The sequence below is a fragment of the Enterococcus sp. DIV0561 genome (genome assembly GCF_050539875.1).
Lineage (GTDB): Bacteria > Bacillota > Bacilli > Lactobacillales > Enterococcaceae > Enterococcus > Enterococcus faecalis.
Map to the genome: position 1 here is coordinate 2,736,990 of NZ_CP172927.1, position 25,886 is coordinate 2,762,875.

The following is a 25,886-nucleotide window of genomic DNA, read 5'->3' on the forward strand; positions in this document are numbered from 1 at the left end:
AGCCGCAAGGAGCATGCTCCTTACGGCTTTTTAGGGTTTATTTATTGATGTTTTTCATCGCATCTTCAGCAGCCATTTGTGCTTCGATGTCTGAAATACTATAAACGTTTTCGCTAGCTACGCCAACTTCTTTTGGTTCCATGTTACGGTAACGAGCCATACCAGTACCAGCTGGGATGATTTTACCAATGATAACATTTTCTTTCAATCCAAGTAATGGATCTTTTTTGCCACGGATAGCAGCATCTGTTAACACGCGTGTTGTTTCTTGGAAGGATGCAGCAGATAAGAAGCTGTTTGTTTCCAATGACGCTTTGGTAATACCAAGTAAAACTGGACGACTAGTAGCAGGGACGCCACCAGCAACTAATGTGTCGTAGTTACGGTCTTTAAATTCTGCGATGTCCATTAATGTTCCTGGAAGGATTTCAGTGTCACCTGGATCCATTACGCGGATTTTACGTAACATTTGACGAACCATTACTTCGATATGTTTGTCGCCGATTTCTACCCCTTGCATACGGTAAACACGTTGTACTTCACGTAATAGGTAGTTTTCAACAGATAAAACATCACGAACTTGTAATAATTGTTTTGGATCAATTGAACCTTCTGTCAACGGTGCACCACGGTGGATGATGTCGCCTTCAGCAACTTTCATACGTGCAGTGTAAGGGACAGTATAGGTACGTGTATCTGTTTTTCCTTTGATGGTTACTTCTTTTTGACGTGTGGCAGGATCTTCAGAAATATCGATAACTTCACCGGTTACTTCTGTAATCACTGCTTGCCCTTTCGGATTACGTGCTTCAAAGATTTCTTGGATACGAGGTAAACCTTGAGTGATATCGTCACCGGCAACCCCACCGGTATGGAACGTACGCATGGTTAACTGTGTACCAGGTTCCCCGATTGATTGAGCGGCGATTGTACCAACTGCTTCTCCGACTTCAACGTCAGAACCAGTTGCTAGGTTACGTCCGTAACAGTGCTTACATACACCATGTTTTGTGTTACATGTAAAGACAGAACGGATAGTTACTTTTTCAATACCAGCGTCCACGATTTCTCTTGCAAGATCTTCAGTGATTAGTTGATCCGCACCAATGATGATTGCACCAGTTTCTGGATGAACAACTGATTTACGTGTATAACGACCTAATAGACGTTCGTCTAATGGTTCGATAATTTCATTACCTTCACGAATTGCTTCGATTTCAAGACCACGGTCAGTGCCACAGTCGTCTTCACGAATGATTACGTCTTGGGCAACGTCAACTAAACGACGTGTTAAGTAACCTGAATCGGCTGTCTTCAAGGCCGTATCGGTCATCCCTTTACGAGCCCCGTGAGTTGAGATAAACATTTCTAAGACAGAAAGTCCTTCACGGAAGTTTGAGATGATTGGTAATTCCATGATTCGTCCATTCGGAGCGGCCATCAAACCACGCATACCAGCTAACTGTGTAAAGTTGGAGATGTTACCACGGGCTCCAGAGTCAGACATCATGAAGATTGGGTTACGAGCTTCCATACTTTCGATCAGTTTTTGTTGGATTTCGTCTTTGGCACCGTTCCAAACGCCGATTACACGTTCATAACGTTCGTCATCAGTAATTAAACCACGACGGAATTGTTTAGTAATTGTTTCAACTTGTTTGTGGGCAGCATCAATGATTGCTTGTTTTTCATGAAGAACCATGATATCGGCAATCCCTACCGTCATCCCAGCATAAGTTGAGTGTTTGTAACCTAAGTCTTTCATGCGGTCAAGCATTTTAGAGGTTTCCGTAATGTGGAATCTCTTGAAGACTTCAGCAATGATATTTCCAAGATTTTTCTTCTTGAATGGTAAAACTAATTCTTGCTCTTTAATGTGTGCAGGAATGTCTGTACCAGCTTCTACGAAGTATTTATCTGGTGTTTGAACAGTTAAGTTATAGTCTGTTGGTTCGTTCAAGTAAGGGAACTCAACAGGCATGATTTCGTTAAAGATGATCTTACCAACTGTGGTGATTAAGATTCGTTCTTTTTGCCAATCAGTAAATGGTTTGTCACCTAAAAGTGTTGTTTGAACCCCAATCCGTGAGTGTAAATGCACGTAGCCATTTTGCCATGCTAAAACAGCTTCGTTCATGTCGCGGAAGATCATACCTTCCCCTTCACGGCCTTCTTCTTCCATTGTTAGGTAGTAGTTACCTAAGACCATATCTTGAGATGGTGTAACAACTGGTTTACCATCTTTCGGGTTCAAGATATTTTGGGCAGCAAGCATTAACATACGAGCTTCTGCTTGTGCTTCTTCGTTTAGAGGCACGTGAACCGCCATTTGGTCTCCATCGAAATCGGCATTGTAGGCTTCACAAACTAATGGGTGAAGACGGATGGCACGACCTTCAACAAGAACAGGTTCGAAAGCTTGGATCCCTAATCTATGCAACGTAGGTGCCCGGTTAAGTAAAACTGGGTGTTCTTGGATAACTTCTTCTAAGATATCCCAAACTTCATCTTCGCCACGTTCGATTTTACGTTTCGCATTTTTAATGTTTGTCGCAATTTCACGTTGTACTAATTCACGCATTACAAATGGTTTGAATAATTCAATCGCCATTTCTTTTGGTAAACCACATTGGTACATTTTTAAGAACGGACCAACGACGATTACGGAACGACCAGAATAGTCAACACGTTTACCTAGTAAGTTTTGACGGAAACGACCTTGTTTCCCTTTCAACATGTGAGAAAGAGATTTCAATGGACGGTTACCTGGTCCAGTAACTGGACGGCCACGACGACCATTATCGATTAAAGCATCCACCGCTTCTTGTAACATCCGTTTTTCGTTTTGAACAATGATGCTTGGCGCATTTAAGTCTAATAAACGTTTTAGACGGTTGTTACGGTTGATAACACGGCGGTATAAGTCGTTTAAGTCACTTGTTGCAAAACGACCACCTTCCAATTGAACCATCGGACGTAAATCTGGTGGAATAACTGGGATAACATCCATTACCATCCAGCTTGGTTGGTTACCTGAAGCACGGAAGGCTTCTAAGATGTCTAAACGACGGATGGCACGTGTCCGTTTTTGACCAGAAGCTGTTTTCAATTCTTCTTTTAATTGCGCAACTTCGCCATCTAAATCGACGTTATCTAATAATTGTTTCACGGCTTCGGCACCCATAGCAGCTTTGAAGGCTTGGCCATATTGTTCACGTTTTTCACGATATTCGCGTTCCGTTAACAATTGTTTTTTCTCTAATGTTGTGTCACCTGGTTCGATGACAACGTATGAAGCAAAATAAATGACTTCTTCCAATGCACGAGGGCTCATGTCTAAAACAAGACCCATCCGAGATGGAATTCCTTTAAAGTACCAGATATGTGAAACTGGTGCGGCTAATTCAATATGTCCCATACGTTCACGACGTACTTTTGAACGAGTGACTTCAACGCCACAACGGTCACAGACAATACCTTTATAACGGATACGTTTATATTTACCACAAGCACATTCCCAGTCTTTGGTTGGACCAAAAATGCGTTCACAGAATAACCCTTCACGTTCGGGTTTTAATGTACGGTAGTTAATTGTTTCGGGTTTTTTAACTTCCCCATAAGACCAACTTCTGATCTTTTCTGGTGAAGCAAGCCCTATTTGCATACTTTCGAATTTATTTACATCGATCAAAAGGAATTCCCTCCATTTCCTTATTTAGAGAAGCTGAGTCAGCAACTTGTTAGCAAATGGCAAGCATCACTTGAAAGAAGGTCTGACGACACTTGGAACAAGTAATGGCTTGCGCAGTTGCAACAAAGTCGCAGTTGAATCAACTCATCAGAGTGGTAGCGACAAATTAGTCTCTGTCTTCGGCTGTTTCAATTTCTTGAACAACGTCTTGTGCTTCTTCTTTCACGACTGATTCTGCTTCTTTTTCCAGCTGTTTCGCTGATTGTTGTTCCGCAAATTTGGTTAGTGCGTCAACGGTGATTAAATCATCATCGTCATCGTCCATATCGCGTAACTCAATCTCAGCTTCCTCAATGTCCAAGACACGCATGTCTAAACCAAGTGATTGTAATTCTTTCACTAATACTCGGAATGATTCAGGCACACCTGGTTTTGGAATTGGTTCACCTTTAACGATGGCTTCGTATGTTTTCACACGTCCGACAACGTCATCAGATTTGTAAGTTAAGATTTCTTGTAATGTGTAAGCAGCACCGTAAGCTTCCAGTGCCCAAACTTCCATTTCCCCGAAACGTTGTCCACCGAATTGAGCTTTACCACCCAACGGTTGTTGCGTAACAAGAGAGTAAGGTCCGATTGAACGAGCATGCAATTTGTCATCAACCATGTGGGCTAATTTAATCATATACATGACACCAACGGAAATACGGTTATCAAATGGTTCACCTGTACGTCCATCGTAAAGAACTGTTTTAGCATCGCTAGCCATACCAGCTTCACGAACAGTTTCCCAAACGTCTTCATCGGTTGCCCCATCGAAAACAGGTGTTGCGACGTGAATACCTAATTGGCGAGCAGCCATACCTAAGTGTAATTCAAGTACTTGTCCGATATTCATACGAGAAGGTACCCCTAATGGGTTCAACATGATATCAACAGGTGTTCCGTCAGGTAAGAATGGCATATCTTCTTCCGGCATAATACGGGAAACAACCCCTTTATTTCCGTGACGTCCCGCCATTTTATCTCCTTCGTGAATTTTACGTTTTTGAACGATATAGACACGAACTAACATGTTGACACCTGGTGATAATTCATCGCCAGCTTCACGAGTAAAGATTTTCACATCATGAACGATACCGCCGCCACCGTGAGGTACACGGAGAGACGTATCACGAACTTCGCGGGCTTTTTCCCCGAAGATTGCGTGTAATAAACGTTCTTCTGCAGATAATTCTGTAACCCCTTTAGGTGTGACTTTCCCAACTAGTAAGTCGCCATCTTGAACTTCAGCACCAATGCGGATAATCCCCATTTCGTCTAAGTCTTTCAACGCGTCTTCCCCAACGTTTGGAATTTCACGGGTAATTTCTTCAGGTCCTAATTTTGTATCACGTGCTTCTGATTCATATTCTTCAATATGCACAGAAGTGTAGACATCGTCTTTAACTAAACGACGGCTCATGATAATGGCATCCTCGTAGTTGTAACCTTCCCATGTCATGAAGGCAACTAAGACGTTTTGCCCTAAAGCCATTTCGCCTTCTTCCATAGAAGGTCCATCCGCTAAAGTATCGCCTTTTTCAACTTTTTCACCTAAGTGAACAATTGGGCGTTGGTTGTAGCTTGTTCCTGAGTTAGAACGACGGAATTTAGTAACCATATATTTGTCTAATGCGCCATTGTCGCGACGAACGCGAATTTCTTTTGCATCGACGAATTCTACGACACCGTCATGTTTACATAGTAAAGCAGCACCTGAGTCATGGGCTGATTTATATTCCATACCTGTACCTACCCACGGAGAGCGTGGTTGAATTAACGGCACCGCTTGACGCTGCATGTTGGCACCCATCAAGGCACGGTTGGAGTCATCGTTTTCTAAGAAAGGAATACATGCTGTTGCGACTGCGACTACTTGTTTTGGTGAAACGTCCATGTAGTCAACTTTGTCTACGGCAACTTCTAAGTTTTCACTTTGTAGACGCGCCATAACAACATCATTGGCAAATGTGCCATCTTCATTTAAAACTGAGTTCGCTTGCGCTACGATATAATGGTCTTCGATGTCTGCTGTTAAGTAATCTACTTGATCAGTAACACGGCCTGTCGCACGATCAACACGGCGATAAGGCGTTTCGATGAAACCAAATTTATTCACTTTTGCGTAACTAGATAAACTATTGATCAACCCGATATTCGGTCCCTCAGGCGTTTCAATTGGACACATACGACCATAGTGAGAGTAGTGAACGTCACGAACTTCATAACCGGCACGGTCACGAGTCAAACCACCAGGCCCTAAGGCTGATAGACGACGTTTATGGGTTAACTCACCTAATGGGTTTGTTTGGTCCATGAACTGTGATAACTGTGAAGAACCAAAGAATTCTTTGATACTTGCTACCACTGGACGGATGTTAATTAATTGTTGTGGTGTCAATGTTTCTGTGTCTTGAATAGACATTCTTTCACGAACCACACGTTCCATACGGGCTAAACCAATACGGAATTGGTTTTGTAATAATTCGCCTACTGAACGGATACGACGATTACCTAAGTGGTCGATGTCATCGACATTGCCGATATCTTCCATTAAGTTGAAGAAGTAGCTCATTGAAGCAACGATATCTGCTGGACGAACTGTTTTGACGCTGTCGTCTGGATAGCCGTTACCAATCACATTTACGATACGTTCAGGATCTTTTGGTGAAAGAACTTGAATCACTTGAATCGTCATTGGTTCAGTTACTACCGCATCTTCACTTGGATAGTAAGTTACACTGTTTAAGCCGTTGTCAATGTATTCGCCTAATGTTTCCATGATTTGGTGTGTTAAAACCGTGCCTTTTTCGACAATGATTTCACCAGTTTCTGGATCAACTAGCGTTTCAGCTAAGGTTAAGTTTAATAGACGTGTTTTTAAGTCTAATTTTTTGTTAACTTTGTAGCGACCAACGTTTGCCAAATCATAACGTTTTGGATCAAAGAAACGTGCAGTTAACAAGCTACGTGAGCTATCTGCTGTTTTTGGTTCGCCTGGGCGAAGACGTTCATAAATGTCTTTCAAGCCTTCTTCTGTACGAGAATCACTTGCGTTTTTGTGTAAATCTTTTTCAATTGTGTTGCGTAAGCTTTCGCTGTCGCCGAAAATTTCGAAGATGGTATCATCTGAACCGAAACCTAAAGCACGAACTAACACAGTTAAAGGAATTTTACGTGTGCGGTCAATCCGAACATAAGAAATGTCTTTCGCATCTGTTTCCATTTCTAACCATGCACCACGGTTAGGAATGACTGTTGAGCCAAAACCTTCTTTGCCGTTTTTGTCCACTTTTCCATGGAAATAAACACCTGGAGAACGAACTAATTGGGAAACGATAACACGTTCTGCCCCGTTGATGATGAAGGTACCCATTTCTGTCATTAATGGGAAATCGCCGAAGAAGACTTCTTGGGATTTAATTTCACCTGTTTCACGGTTGGTTAAACGTAATGTTACATGTAATGGCGCAGAATAGTTGGCATCATGTGCGCGGGCTTCTTCTACTGTGTACTTTGGTTCTTTTAATTCATAGTCAACAAATTCTAAGGATAAGTTTCCTTGGAAATCATCAATTGGTAAAATGTCTTCAAACATTTCACGAAGTCCCTCATCTAAAAACCATTGATAAGAGTCTGTTTGGATTTCAATTAAATTTGGTAATTCCAATACTTCACTGATACGTGCGAAACTTCTACGTTCGCGATGCTTTCCGTATTTTACTACGTGTCCAGCCAAGCTCTTCACCCCTCTAGTTATAAGTCTATCAAAACACCGATCCGAAAAATTACATTTACGTTACATATATTAAATATATGTAACAAAAAGCATTTTTTGCAGTTTTTAAGCAAAAAAAAACCAAAAATAGAACATGCTTCCGAAAAATTTTCTGGCGTTTCTACTTTTGTTTTCCTATAAAAAACCGGAACGGACAATATTTCGCTCCTGCTTCGTCACTTTCAGATAGTTTTTGCTCTATAGATTCTACTACCTTTGTCTAGAAAAGTCAAGGGTTTCTTTTAGGTTTTCTTTTTCATAAAAAGGAGTTTTTTTGTAAAGGGTTTAAATGAAAAAATGCGTAATAAATAATTACGCATTTTCCCCTATCTTCCTATTCGCACACAAAAAAACGAATGCAAAGATGCATTCGTTTTTGACTAACCGCCACCTAATAAAAAGTCTAGGACATTCATGCCGCCGCTTGTTTGGCTGCGGTAAAGTTCGGTGTAGCCGCATTGGGTACAGCTAATTGTAATAAATTTTTTATTTTGAACATCAAAAATTTTCGCAAAGTTCCCACCTGTTGCTTGAAATTGATCCGACACATAGTGCATGTTGCCACATTTCTCACAAACATATTGTTGCTTTTCCATTCCCCTCACTCCTTCTCAATAAAACAAGTATAGCAAACGCCTGCTTCATTTTCCTCCATCCTAAGATGGATTTTTTCACTAGTTGACCAAGCCTTTTCCTTTCCGCTACAATAAGCATAACGAATCGGAGGAAAAAATATGTCGACAAAAAGCCAAGTCCTAACTTTATTGATGAAACAAACGCCCGCATTCCTTTCGGGCGAAGAGATGGCACAACGTCTATCCTTATCTCGCACAGCTATTTGGAAAGCGATTAATGAATTGAAAAAAGATGGCTATCAAATTACTAGCGTGCAAAACAAGGGGTATCGCCTTGAAAAATCAGATGTCCTTTCTGCAGAAGGCATTCAGTTGGCATTATGGCCACAAACACCGCCTTTAACAATTACCGTCCTAGAAACATCTGAATCTACCATGACCGATGCTAAGCGGGCGATTTTAGACCAGACGCCAGACAATACATTGATTGTTGCTGACATGCAAGAAATGCCGCGGGGCAGGTTCGGCCGGCCGTTTTTCGCTACGCCAGGTAAAGGGATTTACATGAGCATGGTGCTTCAACCGAACCAAAATTTTGAAGAAATCGCCCAATATACTGTGATTATGGCCGTAGCGGTCGCTCGAGCAATGGATGCTCTGGCAGGCGTTCACACAGAAATTAAATGGGTCAACGATCTTTATTTAAACGGCAAAAAAGTTTGCGGGATTTTGTCGGAAGCCATGAGCAATGTGGAAACAGGGCAAATTTCCAATGTTATCATCGGCATGGGGATTAATTTTTCAATTACAGAAACCGAATTTCCTGAGGACATTCGGCAGAAAGTGACTTCCCTTTTCCCAGATGGTGAACCGACGGCGTCGCGAAATGAACTAGTCGCCAACATTTGGAATCATTTTTATCAAATTTTAGACGAACGTTCAACGAAAGACTTTTTAGAAGAATACCGACAACGCTCCTTTGTGATTGGCAAAGACGTCGCTTTTACCCAAAACGGGCAAGACTTCCGCGGCGTTGCGACAACCATTAATGGAAACGGGGAATTGATTGTCCAGTTGCCTGATGGTACGTCCAAAACGTTGTCTTCTGGGGAAATTAGTTTGGACCAGATTGGTGAATGGCGTCGAGGATAGGTGGGGAAATTTAGAAAAAGAGCAAGAAAGCACCTGTCTAAATTTAAACAGATGCTTTCTTGCTCTTTAAAAATCAACTTCTTTTTGTGCTAACATTTCGCACAATTCTTTGGGGAAATTCGTATAGGGATTTTCATTGATTTTCATTTCTTCTAAAGGAGAAAACCAGTTTTTATTCGTATTCTGAAAAGCAATAGCTACTTTTTATTCAAGATACTTACATACTTCTGCGCCTTTAAAATTTCGATAACTGTCTTTTAAATGCAGAACTTTCTCTAATCTCCCATATAAATTTTCTCTAGTCATGTATCGATTGACTTCCTCAAAGTGAAGTAATAACCAGAGTTCAAAGCATTCATTTGAAAAAATTGTCTTGATTTCAGGACGATGTCGTTGTCCACATCTTACCGCGTTTTCAATCGATTCTGTGGTTTGTTCGTCCTTGTCATACATAACATAAAACAAATCATAATTGTCTCGCTCCGCTTTTCCCATACTCCGAATACAGGAAACGGCGTATTCGACCAACGCCTCTCCTTGACGTCTACATGTTTTTACTTTGAGTTTACTTTTAATATTGACTGCAGAATATTTTCGTTTAATCAATCTAAGGTAAGCTTCTTCTGTTTCTCCTTCGCAAAAAATCATGACATTTGGTTTTAATTTCTTTCCTTTTTTTACCCTTTTTATTTTTGGCATACCAACTTCTACTCCTTTACCTTCACTGCCTGAACGATTTCACTTCGATCAATATGAGGAACACCACCAAATAGACCATTTAAATAACGGCGATAATACGTGATATCTCCGCGACCTTTTTTAGGGTCTGCTTCAAAGTCATACAAAGCGTATAATTCGCTGGCACCACGATAATTCTTATCTGTGAAGTAAATTTGATCCTTTCTCAATTGATTATCCATCAAATGAAGTTCATGGGAGGTCAAGATAAATTGTGTATTCGTCTCCATGGCATTGAACGCTTCTAACAATGTTCCTGACAACTCTTGATGAAACGCATCATCAAATTCATCAAAAACAAAAACTTTTTCTTCTGGATTAAATAAAATATTTAGCGCTAAGCCAATTAATTTTTTCGTCCCAAAAGATTCCAAATCATAATGAATACGTTCTTGTCCGACCACTTGATTCATTTCATCATATTGGTTATAAACAGAGTACAGCGAATACAGACTTTTCTTGACTCGACCAATTTCAATGGTCGGGTCTTTTTCTTGGATAATTCGTTCTAAAACAGCGGCTAATTTTTCTTGTTTCGAGTAATCTTCCTCTTTGTCTTTCACAGGAACTAGGTCAACCATGTTCATATCCGCAAGTTTCAAAAAGTTCAAGACTTTCTCTTTGTCTTTTTCATTGTTCAACCGTTCAATATTCCGTAAAGATCCATCAAAAATAACTAACTGATTGGCAAACCAACGAACGACATTCGTAGCGTGCTGATCATTTTTTGATTCCAACGTATGGATAACTAACGAATTAGACTTAATTTGTGTTTGGTATTCTTGATATTTTTCTGGAAAAACGGAAGATTCCGCGCCGTCTCTTTTAAAATAATAAACAAAATCATCCTGCGTTTTGTCATAAATTTCTAAAGATTCCTTAACTACTTCGCGCGCTGTGTTAGCTAACGAATAGCGATACAAGACACTGTCATTAATAAATTCAATGGTCATAACAGATGGACTTTGTTTAGTGAGAGGGTCTAACGCAAAAGGTTCATATAATAAAGCATCATTAATCGAAGCTTGTTCTCTTAAAACCAAAGTTTTTAACGTATTTAACCCACTCACTAAATTTGATTTTCCTGAACCATTTCCCCCAAAAACAATGGCACTCTTCAGTAACCTTAGTTTTTCTGGGTAATTTTTAGGCTTCACTTCGAAACGATTATTGACATACTTTCGTAAATACGTGCCTGTTTGTAGGGAAAGTGTTTGTTCCTCTTTAAAAGATAGAAGATTTTTGACTGTAAAATTAACTAGCATACTGTTCACCTCCTCGTTTTTTCATCTATTCTTTTATTATATCGTTAAAAGCAGATGCTGTAAAACGTTTTTCCGTTTTTAAAATCGATTTCCCAAAATAACGCTTTTCTCCCACACCTTTAAATTTATTTAAAAAACAATAAATTTTCTTAAACTTCATTGTGAGAACTGCTGCATAAATTCTATACTTCTAGCGTTAGATAAAATAACCTTGTTAGGTGAGGCTCCTATCCAAACATAGGCTATTGCGCAGAAATGTCGAAAGACACCAATGTGTAAAACAGGAATGGTCGAATTAAGGCTCTTCTAAAAATAGCTAAGAGAAATCTTTACGTTGGATAGTGCTAAAGCTCAGACGATGAGAACCGATTGGCTTGCTGTGTCCTGTTTAGTCGCAAGCGCTTATTTACGATCGATGCTGGCTTAGTCTACTCTTTCAAGGGAAAAAGAAAGGGATTCTCATGCAAACATCGAATAAAAAATTTCCACTTTATGCCCTAACAACGCTTGGTTTTACTTTCCTCACTTTGTTAGTGGCGGCTAGTCCAAATTGGTTTCAACAAATGGACGAAGCTATTTATCACATCAAATGGCAATTAAATGCCCCACTTTTAACAGCGGTCAATCTGTTAGCAAAAACTGCCACGATTGGACCAATGCTGCTATTCTTCTTATTATTGATGGTTTACCTTTTACGCAAAAAAGAAAAAATTCTAGCCTTTTGGGCTGTCAGTAACCTATTAGCTGTCGGCTTTTTAGGGAGCGTGTTTAAACATGTGGTGGGTCGGGTTCGACCAAACCTAGGCGCTTTAGCTGATCGAAGCTCTGCTAGCTTTCCCAGCGGACATTCATTATTAGCAATGGCGCTGGTCTGTACGATTTTGATCATTTTGGCCTATCTTCATGTCGAAAAAACCAAAGGCATCAAAATTTTCTTACTCACTTATTTAGTTTTGATTGTGTTAGGTCGCTTAATCTTACGCGTTCATTATCCTAGTGATGTCATCGCTGGGATGCTCCTAAGTTATAGCTGGGTCAATTTTTCATTTCAAATTGTTCAACGTTATTTGCCGGCACCTGAACTAGAGGAAGCAGAAGTACCGACACAACGCCGGCGCCGCCATTCTCGTAAAAGAAAAAGTTTATTCGTGGTCTTCAGTTTAACCCTTTTATTTTTAGGCACACTTTCTGTTTCCGCTTACGGGGTCAGCATGTATCGCAATTTGCAAAAAACAGCGAATACCATGTATAAACCAAGAAAATCTTCCACGAAGAGTCCCGATTTAGCCAAAGGTGAACCGGTTAGTTTCTTAATTATGGGAATTGCGAATGACTCAAAACGCAAAACCGATTACCGCTCCAACGCCTTAATGGTGGTTACAGTGAATAATCAATTACAAAAAACTACCATCACTAGCATCCCACGTGACTACTATGTGGAAATGGCTGGCACCAATGGCGAATACAATAAAATCAATGCGGCCCACGTTTTCGGTGGTGCCGATATGCAAATTAAAACGGTTGAAAATGTCTTGCACATCCCAATCAATCATTACTTTTCAATTGATATGGATGCTATGAAGGACCTTGGCGATGCGGTGGGCGGCGTCACTGTCGACAATGCCTTTGCTTTTGACGCTGAAGGGATTCATTATCCGAAAGGCAAACAACATTTAGGTGGCTGGGAAGCTTTACAATACGCGCGCATGCGTTACGAAGACCCCGAAGGCGACTATGGTCGTCAACGCCGCCAGCGAGAAGTTTTAATCGAATTAACCAACAAGTTACTTTCTTTTAACAGCTTGCTAAAATATCAAGAAATTCTGGACGTAATCGGCGAACATGGTGAAACCGACTTGTCCTTTGACCAAATGATGGCAATGCTAAAAAAATACACCCCCGCACTAAAAACAATCGAAACCGATCAATTGAAAGGCTACGATTATACTGGCGATGGCGTGACAGGAATTGAAGGTATTTCTTATCAACTGGTTGAAGAAAGCGAACGCCAACGTGTCGAAAATGCCATCAAAGAACAAATGAACCTCTCTACGAAAGACACTGAACAATCGCAATAACGACTAAAAAGCAGCGCCCCTTAATGAAAGGGGCGCTGCTCACTTTGTCTATCGCAGAAGCTTTAGCGAGTACGGTTATTTTTTATAAATCACTAAAAATCGCTACCGTCTTAAACGGCTCTACACCAGAGAGGTATGTTGTCGCATATCTCTCTTTTCATTGCTGTTATAGCACAACAACCCTAAAAAGACCATCAATAAAAAATACCCGAGCCTCCTATTTTTCTGAAGCTCGAGCATTTTTTATTTTTACGGTCCAGTCACTAAATTCCATGTGACTGCGGCTTGGTATTGTTGACCAGTCATGCCTTGACTAGCTGGTACTTCTAGTTTGATATTATCAAATACGAAATCTAGCTGATAGACATTACTGCCAGTAAATTGTTGGTTGGCAACGATGTTCGTAGCCGTGTTATTTGCCGTTAAGTTAATAACCTTGGTGGTGCCAATCGTGTTTTTCAACTCCGTTGGTTGATTGTAATTGGAAAAACTTGAAACAGGAGCTGCACCTAGTAATAGGCGGGTCGCTGTTGGCAAGCTGTCTGTAGCTGATTTTGGTTGAGACAGTTGTGCCGTTAAGCTCCAATTCGGTTGGGTTTTCTTAATTCGCAGATAGGGATTGCGTGTGCCGTTGCCGTAGTAATCAGCGGCTTTCTTCAGGCCATGCTGTTGTGTATTTCCCGCAATCCCTATCTGACCAAAATTGAAAGTTGGCACACTGATGAATCCCTCTGTCGTTGGTGTAACAATCGCCTGATCATTGTCTTTCACACGAACAGTTGCTGAAGCAGAAATGCCACTGTAATTCCCACTGGTGGTAATCCCTGCACGCAAGACTTGTCCCGCTATGCCCGTCGCTTTGGTAGTGAACTGAACCGTGGCAGATTTCCCTACTGGGATGTCAGTCCCTAAGCTAACGCCATTAGTCCAAGTAGTCGCTGTGACTGGGACGGTTTTTGCCGTGCCGCCAACTGGTGTCACGATCATGGCAGTTGGTGCTGCTAAGCCAGTTGTCCAAGCCGTTGATTTCTTGATGGTCGCCGTGGTTAACGGGGCTTGGCTTGTATTGGTAATCGTAGCGCGCCATGTGACGTTGCCGCCGCTAGTTACTGTTTCAGCTGTAGTGCGTGTTAAAGTAACACTCGCTTTTGGCACTTCCTCTTTATACACCGCCGTCATATCGTCATTGCCATCAAAGGTTGTGTTATATGTTGGCGTCGTACTTGTTGTCAATGTGTTTGGTTTGGTTTTACCTTTGTACCAACCTTGGAAAGTATAGGTTTTGCCGCCAGCTGAATAACTAGCTGGCAAAGCTTTCGCCGCTGTATACTTGAAACTGTTGCTTGTCATTGGTGTTTGTTTACCTTGCGTGAAACCTGTTGGCGCGCTGATTTTAACGCCAGCGGCATCAACGAAGTTTTCGGTGACTTGTTTGCGTGTAACTTTATAGTTTATCGTTTGCTTGTAGTCGCTAGTTCCGTCAAAACCTAATAGTCGGGGCTTGGAACTTATACTACCTAAAGCTAGTAAATTTGGTATAGTCTCTCTTGCTATCCCCGGCTGGCCCCACTTTGCCTTAACAGAAAAAGTATTGTTTACCTCTCTGTTAAACACTGTTTCAAAACTATTTAGGCTAGCAGTTACTGAGTCTGATAGAAGGTTAGTGCCTATGTCACTAATCGTATCGTAGTCGTACAACGTAATGGTTTTCGTTGTTGCTTCCACTTGGTCAACATACTTCAATTCATTCGTAATATCAAAGTTGTTCAACGCAAAACCTTTATGCAAAATATCTGCTGGATAATCTTCAAAAAAATTATTAGGTATTGATACGCTTTGCTTCGTTTCTACTTTATAGCGATTAGCAACGGTTGCATCTTTGCTTCCTACCATTGGGTAAAGCGAGCCCGTTGCTTCAAACGGACTATTATCTATTTTTCTGAGATATTCTGTATAATTTCCAGAAAGAGTAAGTGGATTGGTGAACACTTTTCCTTGCTCATCGAAAAATTCCGCGTAAAATCCTGGGTAAACAGTGGTGTCCTGGACTTCTTCATAGACTGCCGTCATGTCATCTTTGCCATCGTAGGTCACAGTGTAACTTGGTGTTTTCGTCGTTTTCAGGGCTGTTTGGTCAGTGCCTTTGTACCAACCTTTGAACTTGTAGTTTTTGTCCCCTACTGTGTAGGAGGCTGGCAAGGCTTTGGCACTCGTATACGTGAAATTATCACTATCAATCACGGTTTGTTTGCCTTGCGTGAAACCAGTTGGCGGTGTAATTTTCGTTCCATTACTATCGACGAAGTTTTCGGTGATACGTCGGTTTTCTAAATAGTAGTAAATTGTACCAGTTGGTGTTAATAAATTATAGTTCCAACCAACAACCCCTGAATAAATACCCATTGCATACCAGGTTTTATTAGTATCCCATGTCCAATACTTACGGTCTGTTCCAAAAACAATCCCGTTGGTTGATAATTTATACGATGAAGTACCAGGAGTCGTCACTGTAATCGTAGGATTATCAATATTTTGACGAAGACCATCTGGTACTGGATACTTTGTCTTATCACCTGTATAAGTAGCTGTCGGGCTGATTGACATAGTCTTATAGCGTTTTGGAATCGTATGATCAACATATCTCGTACCGTAAGTTTTAATCTCGGCAACTGGGAAATCATACGACTTTCCAGGAATTGATAATTTTTTTAATTTACTAGTAACTTGATTCGTTCCTTGAACTTTCCCTAGTACAGATGACTCAATTGCGGTGCTTTCACCTAATTCAGCTTCTACAGTAAAATCTGCTGGATTTAATAAGTTACCTGCTTCATCAACATAACCAAAATAAACATCTTTTGCTGGTAAATTATATGTTTTGGTCACGACTTCTTCATAGACCGCCGTCATGTCGTCATTGTCATCGTAAGTCACAGCGTAACTTGGTGTCTTCGTTGTTTTTAAAGTCGCTGGTTTTGTTTTGCCTTTGTACCAGCCTTTGAACTTGTAAGTTTTGCTACCTGCCTTGTACGTATCCGGCAAGGTTTTGGCACTTGTGTACGTGAAGTCATTGCTCGTAATACTTGTTTGTTGCCCTTGCGTGAAACCAGTTGGCGGTGTGATCTTAGCACCTGTGGCGTCAACGAAGTTTTCGGTGACTTTACGAAAGGTAACATTTAGATCAATATCATTTGCTGGAACATAAGCCTCTCCATGTGTAGCATAATAACTAGTGGGCGATTCAGCTTTTCCAGACGTGTCTCTAATTTGATAGATGTATTTTCCTAAAGCAAAATTACTTGAGATATCATAATGCGATGAATCAGTAGGTGCTATTATCAGTGCCACATTTGTTAGTCGTGGTTCCAAAGTTCCATAACCTATATTCACTATACTCCCTGCAATCGATACTTGTTTGATATAAGCTGGCACTTGTAAACTCACAGCTTCTACATGATAGAATTGATTGAGATTGGAAGTTGCTGTAATTGTTTTCGCTGGGACAACAAGGTCAAACCCAGTTGCAGATTTATTAACAGTTGTAGGTCCAACGACTGAACTAATCGGCTTATAAGGACTGTATTCGTTAATTGTAAAACGTGTTGTCGCAGTTAAATCAAAATCAGCCATATTCAAGGTAACATTTTCAGTATTCTTAAGGTTGAAGCCGATTACGCCTTCAGGAAAGGGAATAGGGTCAGTTTGATAACCAAGTAATTGCCCTAGACTTCCATATCTCGCATATAACAAATCAACTAACTGCTGATGAAGCTCGGGCAAATTTCCTGCCTTAACCCCAACGGCTCTATTCTGTATTTCTACTGGTAGTTGTGGCGTAGGTTGCGCCTCCTGCTGAGCTTCTACTTCTTTTTGCTCCGCTTTCACTGGCGTGTCTTCCTTCTTTTCTGCTGCCACTTCTGCTTGTTTCTCTGTTTTCTGTGTTACTTCTTCTCGACTTGTTCCAGTCGTTGTTTCTTGCGTTTCACTACTTGCTTGCGTTTCTTCCTTGACGCTACTTTCAGCGGTCGGACTACTTTCAATCGTCACGGTTTCCGCAACTGCCGTCACGCCCGAAAAGGCATTCACTAGCAAAGAACTACATAAGCCAATAGCTGCAAGACGTTGCCATTTATTTCGCTTCATGTCGTCCCCTCTTTCTATGTACCATTCCGACAAGGCCGATTAAGACCAAGCCGAGAATGCTAAGATTTGCCTGACTCTTGCTCCCTGTACGAGGGAGCGTTGAGCCAGTTGTGGTGGTCTGTGTCGAACCACCACTTCGTTGATCTCCTTGCGGAGGACCAGCTGGTTCCTTGGGATCAGTAGCTGGCGCATCTGTTTTCGGCGGGGCATCTTTAGGAGCGGGTGTTGTCGGATTTTGGTAAAATTCAATCCCCACCGAACTAGAACCACCATCAGACGCTTCAACATTTATAAAAAAACTAGGGGAAAATAGTAGACACACAATCATTAAATAACGCTTTTTTTTCATTTTAAAACCTCCTTTTAAATCAACAACAGATTTGAACTTGTGTTTATCAAATGCTCAAACAACCTTTTTTCATACCTCTATAATAACAAAGAACCCCCCTTGAGAAATTGACGATTTTTACGCACTCCATGTGAATTTTTTGAATTATAGCGATAGAACAGCGTTTAAAGACATGTTATTTAATTATCAACCAATAGGAATGTTGTTTCCCACCTGTTTTTCCCTGAAATCACGCCTTTAAAGTTTAATTTTTTGTTCTCTTTAACGAGAAAAGCTCAAAATGTTAGTGTTGACCACTAACGTTTTGAGCTTTTCTTAACTATTTTGAAGAAACTTCTTGAAAAAAAACAAGATTTTTTTCGCATTCTTCGCACTTTTTTAGGTTTCAACCAATCAAAGCGCTAATTAATAGCCCTAAGGCATAGGTACCATTGAAAACCAGTAAGTTTTTAATGGAATGACGGAAACTTTTCGGCTGCGGCAATTCTTGTTTAAACGTTTGAATATTTTTCCAAATGACAGGCAGAGTGGCAAACGTAATTAACACTGGCCATTGATAAATACCACTAATGAAGCCGAATAAAATCACCAGATACCCAGCTAGCGCTAACACTTGAAACAGCACAATCCCCGCTGGGCGTCCGATATAATAGACTAACGTATAACGGTGGTTCTCAATATCCGTATCTAAGTCCCGTAAATTGTTGGCGAGCATGATGTTAGCAATCGAACAGACCAAGGGCAAGGAAGCCACGACAATCGCAAGCACCGCCCAGAGATTGCCGTCTAAGCGAAAGGCGCCACTGGCGAAATCAACCGTTAAGTAAAACGGCGGCTGGGTGACCACGTTCAAGTAAACCGTTAAGACGAAGATACCTAAGCCCATCGTGAAGCCACTGAAAATTTCTCCCAAGGGCATGCGGGATAACGGAATCGGTCCATACGTGTAGAAAATACCGATGAAGCAGCAAATTCCCCCTAACACAAGGAAGAGCCAACCGGTTTGAACCGTTAAGTACGCACCCACAACGGCAGTGAAGGCAATCATGGCGAAAATCATGTTGCGGACCAGTTGTGGTGAAACGCCTGATTGTCCGATAATATTTTCTTCATATTTATAGACATCCGATTTGGCTTTTTTGAAGTCCATGTAATTATTAATGGCGGTGGTGGCCATATCAAAGACCACCATGCCAATGAAGAAAACCAGCGTGTTGCCCCACTGGACTTCCCCAAAATAGGTCATTGAAAACAAGACCCCGATGATAAAAGGAAAGAGACTGGCTAGCTTCGTCTGAATTTCCACTACTTTTAAAAACACATTTAAAGACATTTTTAGTCGCTCCTTATTTCAAATCGGCCCGATTCCCCATCGTATAGCCAGAGTCTTTGCCGATTTCAAAGTTGCCTTCGATATCTTTGCTGATGTAGACTTTGTCGTCTTTTGTGACGAAAATGGCATCGGTTCCTTTCAGACTTTCGACATATTCTAGTCCTTTTTTGACGCCCATTGAGAAGACGGCTGTTGAGAGACCATCACCATCGATGGATTTGTCGGTGATAATGGTGACACCCGCGATGTCGTTATCAAACGGATAGCCAGTTTCACGATCGAAGAGATGGTGGTACGTTTTACCATCGACTTTTAAGTAGCGTTCATAAATTCCTGATGTGACTAAGGTTTTGTTGCTTTCTTTGACTTGACCTAAAACAGTGTTGCGGGCTTTATTCGGATCTTGAATCCCAACTGTCCAGTCCATGTCTTTGCCACGTGGGCTGTGTCCTAAGACGTAAACATTCCCGCCTAAATCGACGATAGCGGTGGTAACGCCGTTGTCTTTCAGAACTTTCACGACTTCATCAGTGATGAAGCCTTTGGCAATTGCGCCTAAATCCAATTGCATGCCTTTTTCTTCAAGGTAAACGGTTTGCTCTTTGTCGTTGAATTTGACTTTCGTGTAATCGACAAGTTTCAAGGCTTGATCAATTTCGGCTTGGCTTGGTTTGCGGGCATCATCGAAGCCAATGTGCCACATAGAAGTGATTGGGCCAATTGCCATGTCGAAGCCGCCGCGGGAGTCTTTGCTATATTCATAGGCTTTTTTCAACAAAGGATACAGGTCATCTGAGACTTTGACTGGTTTCACGCCTGCTTCTTGGTTGATTTCATCAATTTCTGAACCTGGTTGGTTGACGGTGATTTTATCGCCTAGTTCTTTGACACGGGCAAAAGCTTTCGGTAAGACGTCTTCTTTGCCATCATCGTAGATGCGAATTTGAACGTAGGTACCAAGCATTGTTTGACGGTCAGAGTATGGTTCTGTATTAATTTTCGCTTCTGGTTTTGAGGAACAAGCAGCTGCCACAAACAGCACTGCTAGAACACTCACCATGAGCAGAAGTTTCTTTTTCATAGGATTCCCTCTTCTTTCCTTCTTTAATTAAAAAATAAGTTCTCTTGCATAGTAGCCTTTTTTGGAAAAAATGAAAAGTCTTTCTCTTGGAAATTCACAAATTTCTGTGAAAAAAATTTGTGAAATGATGGACAGAACTAGCGAAGAAAAAGGGGCGGGAAAGTCAGCTAACCGACTTTTTCCCAACCCCTCAATGGTGCTAAGTAATTGCTGAAAAGCATTTCAGGAACTACTTCACGATTCATTTATTTCTAATTATTTTGTTACGATGTTGTCAACAACGATTTCAGTTGTGTCGCCTTTTTCAGCAGCGTTCACTAATTGTTGTGCGTAGTTGATGAATGAATGTGTGCTGTGTGTTGCACCAGTTACCACTTCAACACCTGCAGGTGAGCCGTCTTCTTCGCCCATTGCTTTAACAAATTCTTTGTTTAATGTTTCGATATATTCTTTTGGTCCAACGCCAGTAACGTCTTTCATTTTGCTTTCGTATTCAGTGTCATCTTTTTTAGATTTGCCGTCAGCGTTCACGTTATCGTAGTTAGATTCAGTCACTTTACCATCTTTCACAGTCATTGAGAATGTTGTGTGGTAGCCGTTTGAGTCATTTTTTTCTTTCAATGAGTACGTACCATCTTTCAATGTTGCCCCATTGTCGATTTCGATTGTGTCTGTGTTACCAGCTTGTGCTGCTTGGATTAATTGTTGTGCGTAGTTTTGGAATGATTCAGATGAATGAGTCGCACCGGTTACTACTTCCACACCGCTTGCGCTTTGTGCTTTAACAAAAGAATCGTTTAATTGTTTGATGTATTCTTTTGGTCCAACACCAGATTTTGCTTTCATGCTTTCTTCATACTTAGTGTCTTCTGTTTTAGATTTGCCGTCAGCATTGATGTTGTCATATTTAGATTCAGTGATTTTGCCGTCTTTTACAGTCATTTCAAAGACTGCACGGTAACCATTTTTTTCATTTTTTTCTTCTAATTTATACGTACCATCTTTTAAATCGCCACCGGCAACTTTTTTCGCTGGTGCTGATGATTCAGTTGATTTTTTCGTTTCTGAAGATGCTGCGCTAGAAGAGTTCGTTGTGTTGTCTTTCTTGTCTGCGCCACAGCCTGCTAATACTAAACTAAATAATGCAATTGCCGCAAAACCTTTAACAAATTTATTCACTTTCATTGATAGTCACCTTTTCTTTCATGATTTTCACAAACATTAAAAGTTTGTGATACATTACACATTATAATGGTTTTAAAAACGTTGTCAAGACCATCCCCTAAAAATATTTACATTTCGGTCTTTTTTTCATCAAAAACTCATCGTTGGAGTAAATTTGTTGACAATTAAAATTTATATTAGACAAATTCGTGAAATACTTATATAATGTTAGTCGATTGTGTACTTATTAATCATTATCACTATTTTACTACTTACAATATTAAGGAGCGGATTGTCAATGACAAAGCAAAATATTGTCGTTGTAGGTGCTGGGTATGCTGGCGTTTCAGCTACTAAATTTCTAGCAAAGAAATTTAAAAAAGATACGGACGTAACAATCACATTGATTGATCGCCATTCTTACCACACTATGATGACCGAATTGCATGAAGTAGCAGGCGGACGTGTTGAACCAGAAGCAATTCAATACGACTTACAACGTTTGTTCTCACGCAAGAAAAACGTAAAATTGGTAACAGATACTGTTACTGGGATCGACAAAGAAAACAAAGTTGTGAAAACTTTAGCAGGTTCTTATCCATTTGACCAGTTAATTCTGGGTATGGGTGGCGAACCAAACGACTTTGGAACACCAGGCGTGAAAGAAAATGGTTTCACCTTATGGTCATTTGATGATGCAGTGAAAATTCGTCATCACATTGAAGCAACCGTTGCTAAAGCAGCCATCGAACCAGATGCTGAAGTACGCAAAGCAATGTTAACATTCGTTGTCTGTGGTTCTGGTTTTACTGGGATCGAAATGGTCGGCGAATTAATCGACTGGAAAGATCGTTTAGCAAAAGATGCCAAAATTGATCCAGACGAAATTACATTAATGGTTGTTGAAGCAATGCCAACCATCTTAAACATGTTATCTCGTAACGATGCTGCCAAAGCAGAACGTTATCTAGAAAAGAAAAATGTTCAATTATTATTGAACTCACCAATCGTTGAAGTTGCAGCAGATCACATTAAATTAAAAGATGGTTCTGAAGTACCAACGCATACGTTAATCTGGACAGCTGGTGTGAAAGCAACTTCTGATGCCGCTGACTTTGGTTTAGAAGCAGCACGTGGTAGTCGTTTAGTTGCGAATGAATACATGCAAGCAAAAGGCTACGAAGACAAAAACATTTATATCATTGGTGACTTGGTTTATTACGAAGAAACACCAAATACACCAACTCCTCAAATCGTTCAAGCAGCTGAACAAACAGGTCATACTGCAGCTGCCAACATCGTTGCAGATATTAAAGGCGGCGAAAAACATGCCTTTAAAGGAAACTACCAAGGATTCATGGTTTCCATCGGCGCGAAATGGGGCGTTGCCAACTTATTCGATAAAATTCATTTGAGTGGTTTCTTAGCCATCATTATGAAACATATCGTTAACTTGAAATACTTCTTTGATATTCGTTCTGGTTACTATATGTTCCAATACATTATGCACGAAATCTTCCATATTAAAGATGATCGTTCTGTTGCTCGCGGACATACGTCTCGTTACGGCAATGTCTTGTGGAGTGTTCCGCTACGTGTCTTCTATGGTATGGTTTGGTTAGTCGAATCAATGAAGAAAATTGTCGGCAACGGCGATTACTTGAAACCAAGCACTTGGTTTGGTGACGGTTCTTGGTTCACAGATAAAGTCGTTTTCCCATTCCCTTGGTTACAAGAACAAGTAACAACAGGTGCTTCTCAAGCAACTGAAACAGCAACAACTGCTGCAAGTGGTGCGGCGGATGCGGCGGCAAGCGGTGGGGCCGATGCGGCAACACAAGCAGCGCACTTTGGTTTAAGCTACGCTTACGGCGAAACACCAATGCAAGTGTTTGATCACATGCCTAAATGGTTCGAAAGCGTAATGAAATTTATGATGCCTAACCAAGAAGTTGCTTTGTTCATGCAAAAATTCATGACAATCGTTGAAGTATGTATTGCTTTAGCATTGATTGCTGGTTTATTCACTTGGTTATCAAGTGCTGCTACAATTGGTTTAACAATTGCCTTCTGTTTATCTGGCATGTTCTATTGGGTAAATATCTGGTTTATCTTTGTCGCTTTTGCTTTGATGAACGGTTCAGGCCGTGCTGTCGGTTTAGACCGCTGGGTAATTCCATGGATTCAACGCAAACTTGGTAAAGCATGGTATGGTACCCCGAAAGCTAGATACGGCGGTAAGTAAGCAATCGATCATCGATTGACAACTACGAGCAAAAGCTGAGACACATGTCTCCAGCTGACTATCATAGGATTTAGTATGTGGGACAGCAGTCAAGCATGACTTTTGTCCCACATATTTTCTTTTATATAATATGGTGACTCAACTGGAAAAGAATACTTCTTTTCCGTTCACTGTGTTATGATAGACAAGAAAAAAACACCAAAGGAGAGAGAAGAAAATGACGATCAAAGAATTCATTAAGAAAAGTCGCTTGAAAACATGGGACGTTATTATTATTGCTGTTTTAGTTCTTGGTTCTTTTCTGCCCCTTGTTGTTTTTGCCATGCAAAACCGTGGTCAAGAAGCGGCTACGTATCAAGCAGTCTTGAAAGTAGACAACAAAGTAATCAAAGTCTTTGACTTAAAAAAGGACGGCCCGCATTATACATATAAATACGAAGCAAAAGACGGTGATTACAACCTGATTGAAGTAGATGGTGATCGTATCCGCGTGAAGGAAGCCAACTGTGCTGACTTAGTGGATGTTCGGCGAGGCTGGATTTCCAAACCTGGTGAAACCCCGATTGCCTGTCTACCCCACAATTTGTTTATCACCGTGGAAGCTTCTGATGGGAGTGAAGACGGTAGCTTAATTTATTAAGCACGACAACTATGAGCAAATTACACAAGAATATTTATATTGCTATGCTCGTTGCCCAAGGGGTCATTATTGGTTTAATCGAAAATATGATTCCTTACCCTTTCGCATTTGCTCCTGGGGCAAAGCTCGGTCTAGCAAATTTAATTACTATTATTGCGATTTTCACCATGCGTAAGCGTGATAGTTTTTTCCTGGTCTGTTTACGTTTGATTTTAACGACATTACTGGGCGGTACACTTTCGACCTTTTTCTATAGTGCCAGTGGTGCCTTATTAAGTTATTTCGGCATGTTGCTTGTCAAGCAGCTGGGGCCAAAACGGGTCAGCATTATCGGGATTAGTGCCGTTGGTGGTTTCTTACACAACGTTGGTCAGTTGCTAACGACCTCTTTCTTTGCTCATTCGTGGGCGCCGATGCTGTACTTACCATTTCTATCTCTGTTTGGGTTACTTTCAGGGATTGCCATTGGGATTGCCGCTAATTATTTACTACAACATGTCCAGACGTTACGAAAATTCCAACTGAATTATGAACAAACAACGAAACATAAGTGGAGTCAATTTTTCTAATTGAAAACCTGTCCGCCACAATTAAAGGAGTCATCTTATGAATATACATCCTATGTGGAATACCTATCCTACGTTATCAAAAGAATTAACAACTACTCTTCGCTTGATGGAACAAGCGGTTCAAATCGATAATCAAGAGATTCAAGCTGCTGTCCATGACATGATTCATTCTGGCGGCAAATTGCTACGTCCAGCCTACCAACTGTTGTTCTCTTATTTTGGTGAACAGCGGGACCCTAAAAAGGCGACAGCGTTAGCGGCTTCCATTGAATTACTGCATACCGCCACGTTAGTTCACGACGATATTGTCGACGAAGCCGATACGCGTCGTGGCTTGCCAACACTGCGTTCGCGCTTTGGCAATAGCACAGCCGTGTATACAGGCGATTATCTTTTTGTTTGCTGTTTCAAGCTCTTATCTGATTATTCTTCTTCATTAAAAAGCATTCAATTAAATTCGCGCAGTATGGAAAAAGTCCTAACTGGTGAGCTTGGTCAAATGGACAATCGCTATAATTTCGAGGTAACGATTGACCAATATTTAAAAAACATTTCCGGAAAAACTGCGGAACTGTTTGCGCTAAGTTGTTTTGTCGGTGCCTATGAAAGTGGCACCTCCCAACGTTTTGCCAAACGTTGTGGTGAAATCGGCGAAAACATCGGACTGGCTTTTCAAATTATTGATGATATTTTGGACTATACACAAACTGCCGATGCCATCGGCAAACCCGTCTTAGAAGACGTACGTCAAGGCGTGTATTCTTTGCCCTTGATTTATGCACTTGAAGCCAATCGTGAAGTCTTGTTGCCACTTTTAATGAAAAAAGAAGCCTTGACCGATGAAGAAACACAGGAAATTTATCGTCTTGTCCATGAACTAGGTGGCGTAGAAAAGGCCCAACAATTAGCCACTCATTACACGGAAAAAGCGTTGAAAGAAATCAGCAAACTTCCTGAAACAAAGGCTAAGGCGAAAGAACAATTGTATGAAATTACACAAACGATTTTGACAAGAGAGAATTAAAAAACTTTTGGTTATTTAG

Annotated in this window: 16 protein-coding genes and 1 riboswitch; of the genes, 6 read left to right on the forward strand and 10 right to left on the reverse strand. The window is 40.8% G+C overall.

All coding sequences use genetic code 11. From position 1 onward, the window contains the following. Nucleotides 1–37: 37 nt before the first annotated feature. From rpoC to IGM13_RS13085, 3 genes are all read right to left on the reverse strand, one after another. Nucleotides 38–3,691, reverse strand: coding sequence for a DNA-directed RNA polymerase subunit beta' (gene rpoC, locus IGM13_RS13075; RefSeq protein ID WP_002354777.1), 3,654 nt, complete (start codon nucleotides 3,689–3,691; stop codon nucleotides 38–40). Nucleotides 3,692–3,857: 166 nt separating this feature from the next. Beyond that, nucleotides 3,858–7,472, reverse strand: a complete 3,615-nt coding sequence (rpoB, locus tag IGM13_RS13080) for a DNA-directed RNA polymerase subunit beta (protein ID WP_010712913.1) — start codon at nucleotides 7,470–7,472, stop codon at nucleotides 3,858–3,860. 419 nt (nucleotides 7,473–7,891) lie between these two features. After that, nucleotides 7,892–8,107 carry a zinc ribbon domain-containing protein gene (locus IGM13_RS13085; protein ID WP_002354768.1) on the reverse strand — a complete coding sequence of 72 codons (216 nt, stop codon included), beginning with the start codon at nucleotides 8,105–8,107 and terminating at the stop codon, nucleotides 7,892–7,894. Between the two features lie 138 nt (nucleotides 8,108–8,245). Here IGM13_RS13085 and IGM13_RS13090 point away from each other — a divergent pair, with 138 nt between their 5' ends. Next, nucleotides 8,246–9,238, forward strand: coding sequence for a biotin--[acetyl-CoA-carboxylase] ligase (locus IGM13_RS13090; protein ID WP_002419654.1), 993 nt, complete (start codon nucleotides 8,246–8,248; stop codon nucleotides 9,236–9,238). Between the two features lie 204 nt (nucleotides 9,239–9,442). On the opposite strand, the gene IGM13_RS13095 is transcribed toward IGM13_RS13090, so the two are convergent. Both IGM13_RS13095 and IGM13_RS13100 read right to left on the reverse strand, forming a co-directional pair. Beyond that, nucleotides 9,443–9,937 carry an RloB family protein gene (locus IGM13_RS13095; protein WP_002419656.1) on the reverse strand — a complete coding sequence of 165 codons (495 nt, stop codon included), beginning with the start codon at nucleotides 9,935–9,937 and terminating at the stop codon, nucleotides 9,443–9,445. An 8-nt stretch (nucleotides 9,938–9,945) separates the two neighbouring features. Then, nucleotides 9,946–11,241, reverse strand: a complete 1,296-nt coding sequence (locus IGM13_RS13100) for an AAA family ATPase (protein WP_002419657.1) — start codon at nucleotides 11,239–11,241, stop codon at nucleotides 9,946–9,948. 203 nt (nucleotides 11,242–11,444) lie between these two features. After that, a riboswitch (M-box (ykoK) riboswitch) is annotated at nucleotides 11,445–11,611 on the forward strand. A gap of 91 nt (nucleotides 11,612–11,702) precedes the next feature. On the opposite strand from IGM13_RS13100, the gene IGM13_RS13105 reads away from it, so the two are divergent. Then, the gene (locus IGM13_RS13105; protein ID WP_002419658.1) at nucleotides 11,703–13,319 is read left to right on the forward strand and encodes a phosphatase PAP2/LCP family protein; all 1,617 of its coding nucleotides are present in this window, start codon (nucleotides 11,703–11,705) and stop codon (nucleotides 13,317–13,319) included. Between the two features lie 249 nt (nucleotides 13,320–13,568). Here IGM13_RS13105 and IGM13_RS13110 read toward each other — a convergent pair whose 3' ends face one another. From IGM13_RS13110 to pplA, 5 genes are all read right to left on the reverse strand, one after another. After that, nucleotides 13,569–17,462 (reverse strand): WxL domain-containing protein, encoded by a 3,894-nt coding sequence (locus tag IGM13_RS13110; protein WP_086269752.1) that lies wholly within the window; start codon nucleotides 17,460–17,462, stop codon nucleotides 13,569–13,571. After that, complete coding sequence (locus IGM13_RS13115) at nucleotides 17,449–17,811, reverse strand: LPXTG cell wall anchor domain-containing protein (RefSeq protein ID WP_002383160.1); 363 nt, start codon at nucleotides 17,809–17,811, stop codon at nucleotides 17,449–17,451. The genes IGM13_RS13110 and IGM13_RS13115 overlap by 14 nt, the downstream gene beginning before the upstream one ends. 385 nt (nucleotides 17,812–18,196) lie before the next feature. Then, nucleotides 18,197–19,144 carry a 1,4-dihydroxy-2-naphthoate polyprenyltransferase gene (menA, locus tag IGM13_RS13120; RefSeq protein ID WP_002383158.1) on the reverse strand — a complete coding sequence of 316 codons (948 nt, stop codon included), beginning with the start codon at nucleotides 19,142–19,144 and terminating at the stop codon, nucleotides 18,197–18,199. A gap of 13 nt (nucleotides 19,145–19,157) precedes the next feature. Beyond that, nucleotides 19,158–20,225 carry an FAD:protein FMN transferase gene (locus IGM13_RS13125; protein ID WP_002354751.1) on the reverse strand — a complete coding sequence of 356 codons (1,068 nt, stop codon included), beginning with the start codon at nucleotides 20,223–20,225 and terminating at the stop codon, nucleotides 19,158–19,160. Between the two features lie 255 nt (nucleotides 20,226–20,480). Beyond that, entirely contained in the window at nucleotides 20,481–21,410 is a 930-nt protein-coding gene (gene pplA / locus IGM13_RS13130) for an extracellular electron transfer flavoprotein PplA (protein ID WP_002367507.1), read from the reverse strand. A gap of 277 nt (nucleotides 21,411–21,687) precedes the next feature. Here pplA and IGM13_RS13135 point away from each other — a divergent pair, with 277 nt between their 5' ends. The 4 genes from IGM13_RS13135 to IGM13_RS13150 all read left to right on the forward strand — a co-directional run bounded on the left by IGM13_RS13135 (nucleotide 21,688) and on the right by IGM13_RS13150 (nucleotide 25,867). Next, complete coding sequence (locus IGM13_RS13135; RefSeq protein WP_002354747.1) at nucleotides 21,688–23,634, forward strand: NAD(P)/FAD-dependent oxidoreductase; 1,947 nt, start codon at nucleotides 21,688–21,690, stop codon at nucleotides 23,632–23,634. 217 nt (nucleotides 23,635–23,851) lie between these two features. Next, nucleotides 23,852–24,274: a NusG domain II-containing protein gene (locus IGM13_RS13140; RefSeq protein ID WP_002358956.1), complete on the forward strand. Its 423-nt coding sequence runs from the start codon at nucleotides 23,852–23,854 to the stop codon at nucleotides 24,272–24,274. An 11-nt stretch (nucleotides 24,275–24,285) separates the two neighbouring features. Then, entirely contained in the window at nucleotides 24,286–24,843 is a 558-nt protein-coding gene (locus IGM13_RS13145; RefSeq protein WP_002354743.1) for a Gx transporter family protein, read from the forward strand. A 37-nt stretch (nucleotides 24,844–24,880) separates the two neighbouring features. After that, on the forward strand, nucleotides 24,881–25,867 hold the full coding sequence (locus IGM13_RS13150) for a polyprenyl synthetase family protein (RefSeq protein ID WP_016614465.1): 987 nt from the start codon (nucleotides 24,881–24,883) through the stop codon (nucleotides 25,865–25,867). Nucleotides 25,868–25,886: the final 19 nt, after the last annotated feature.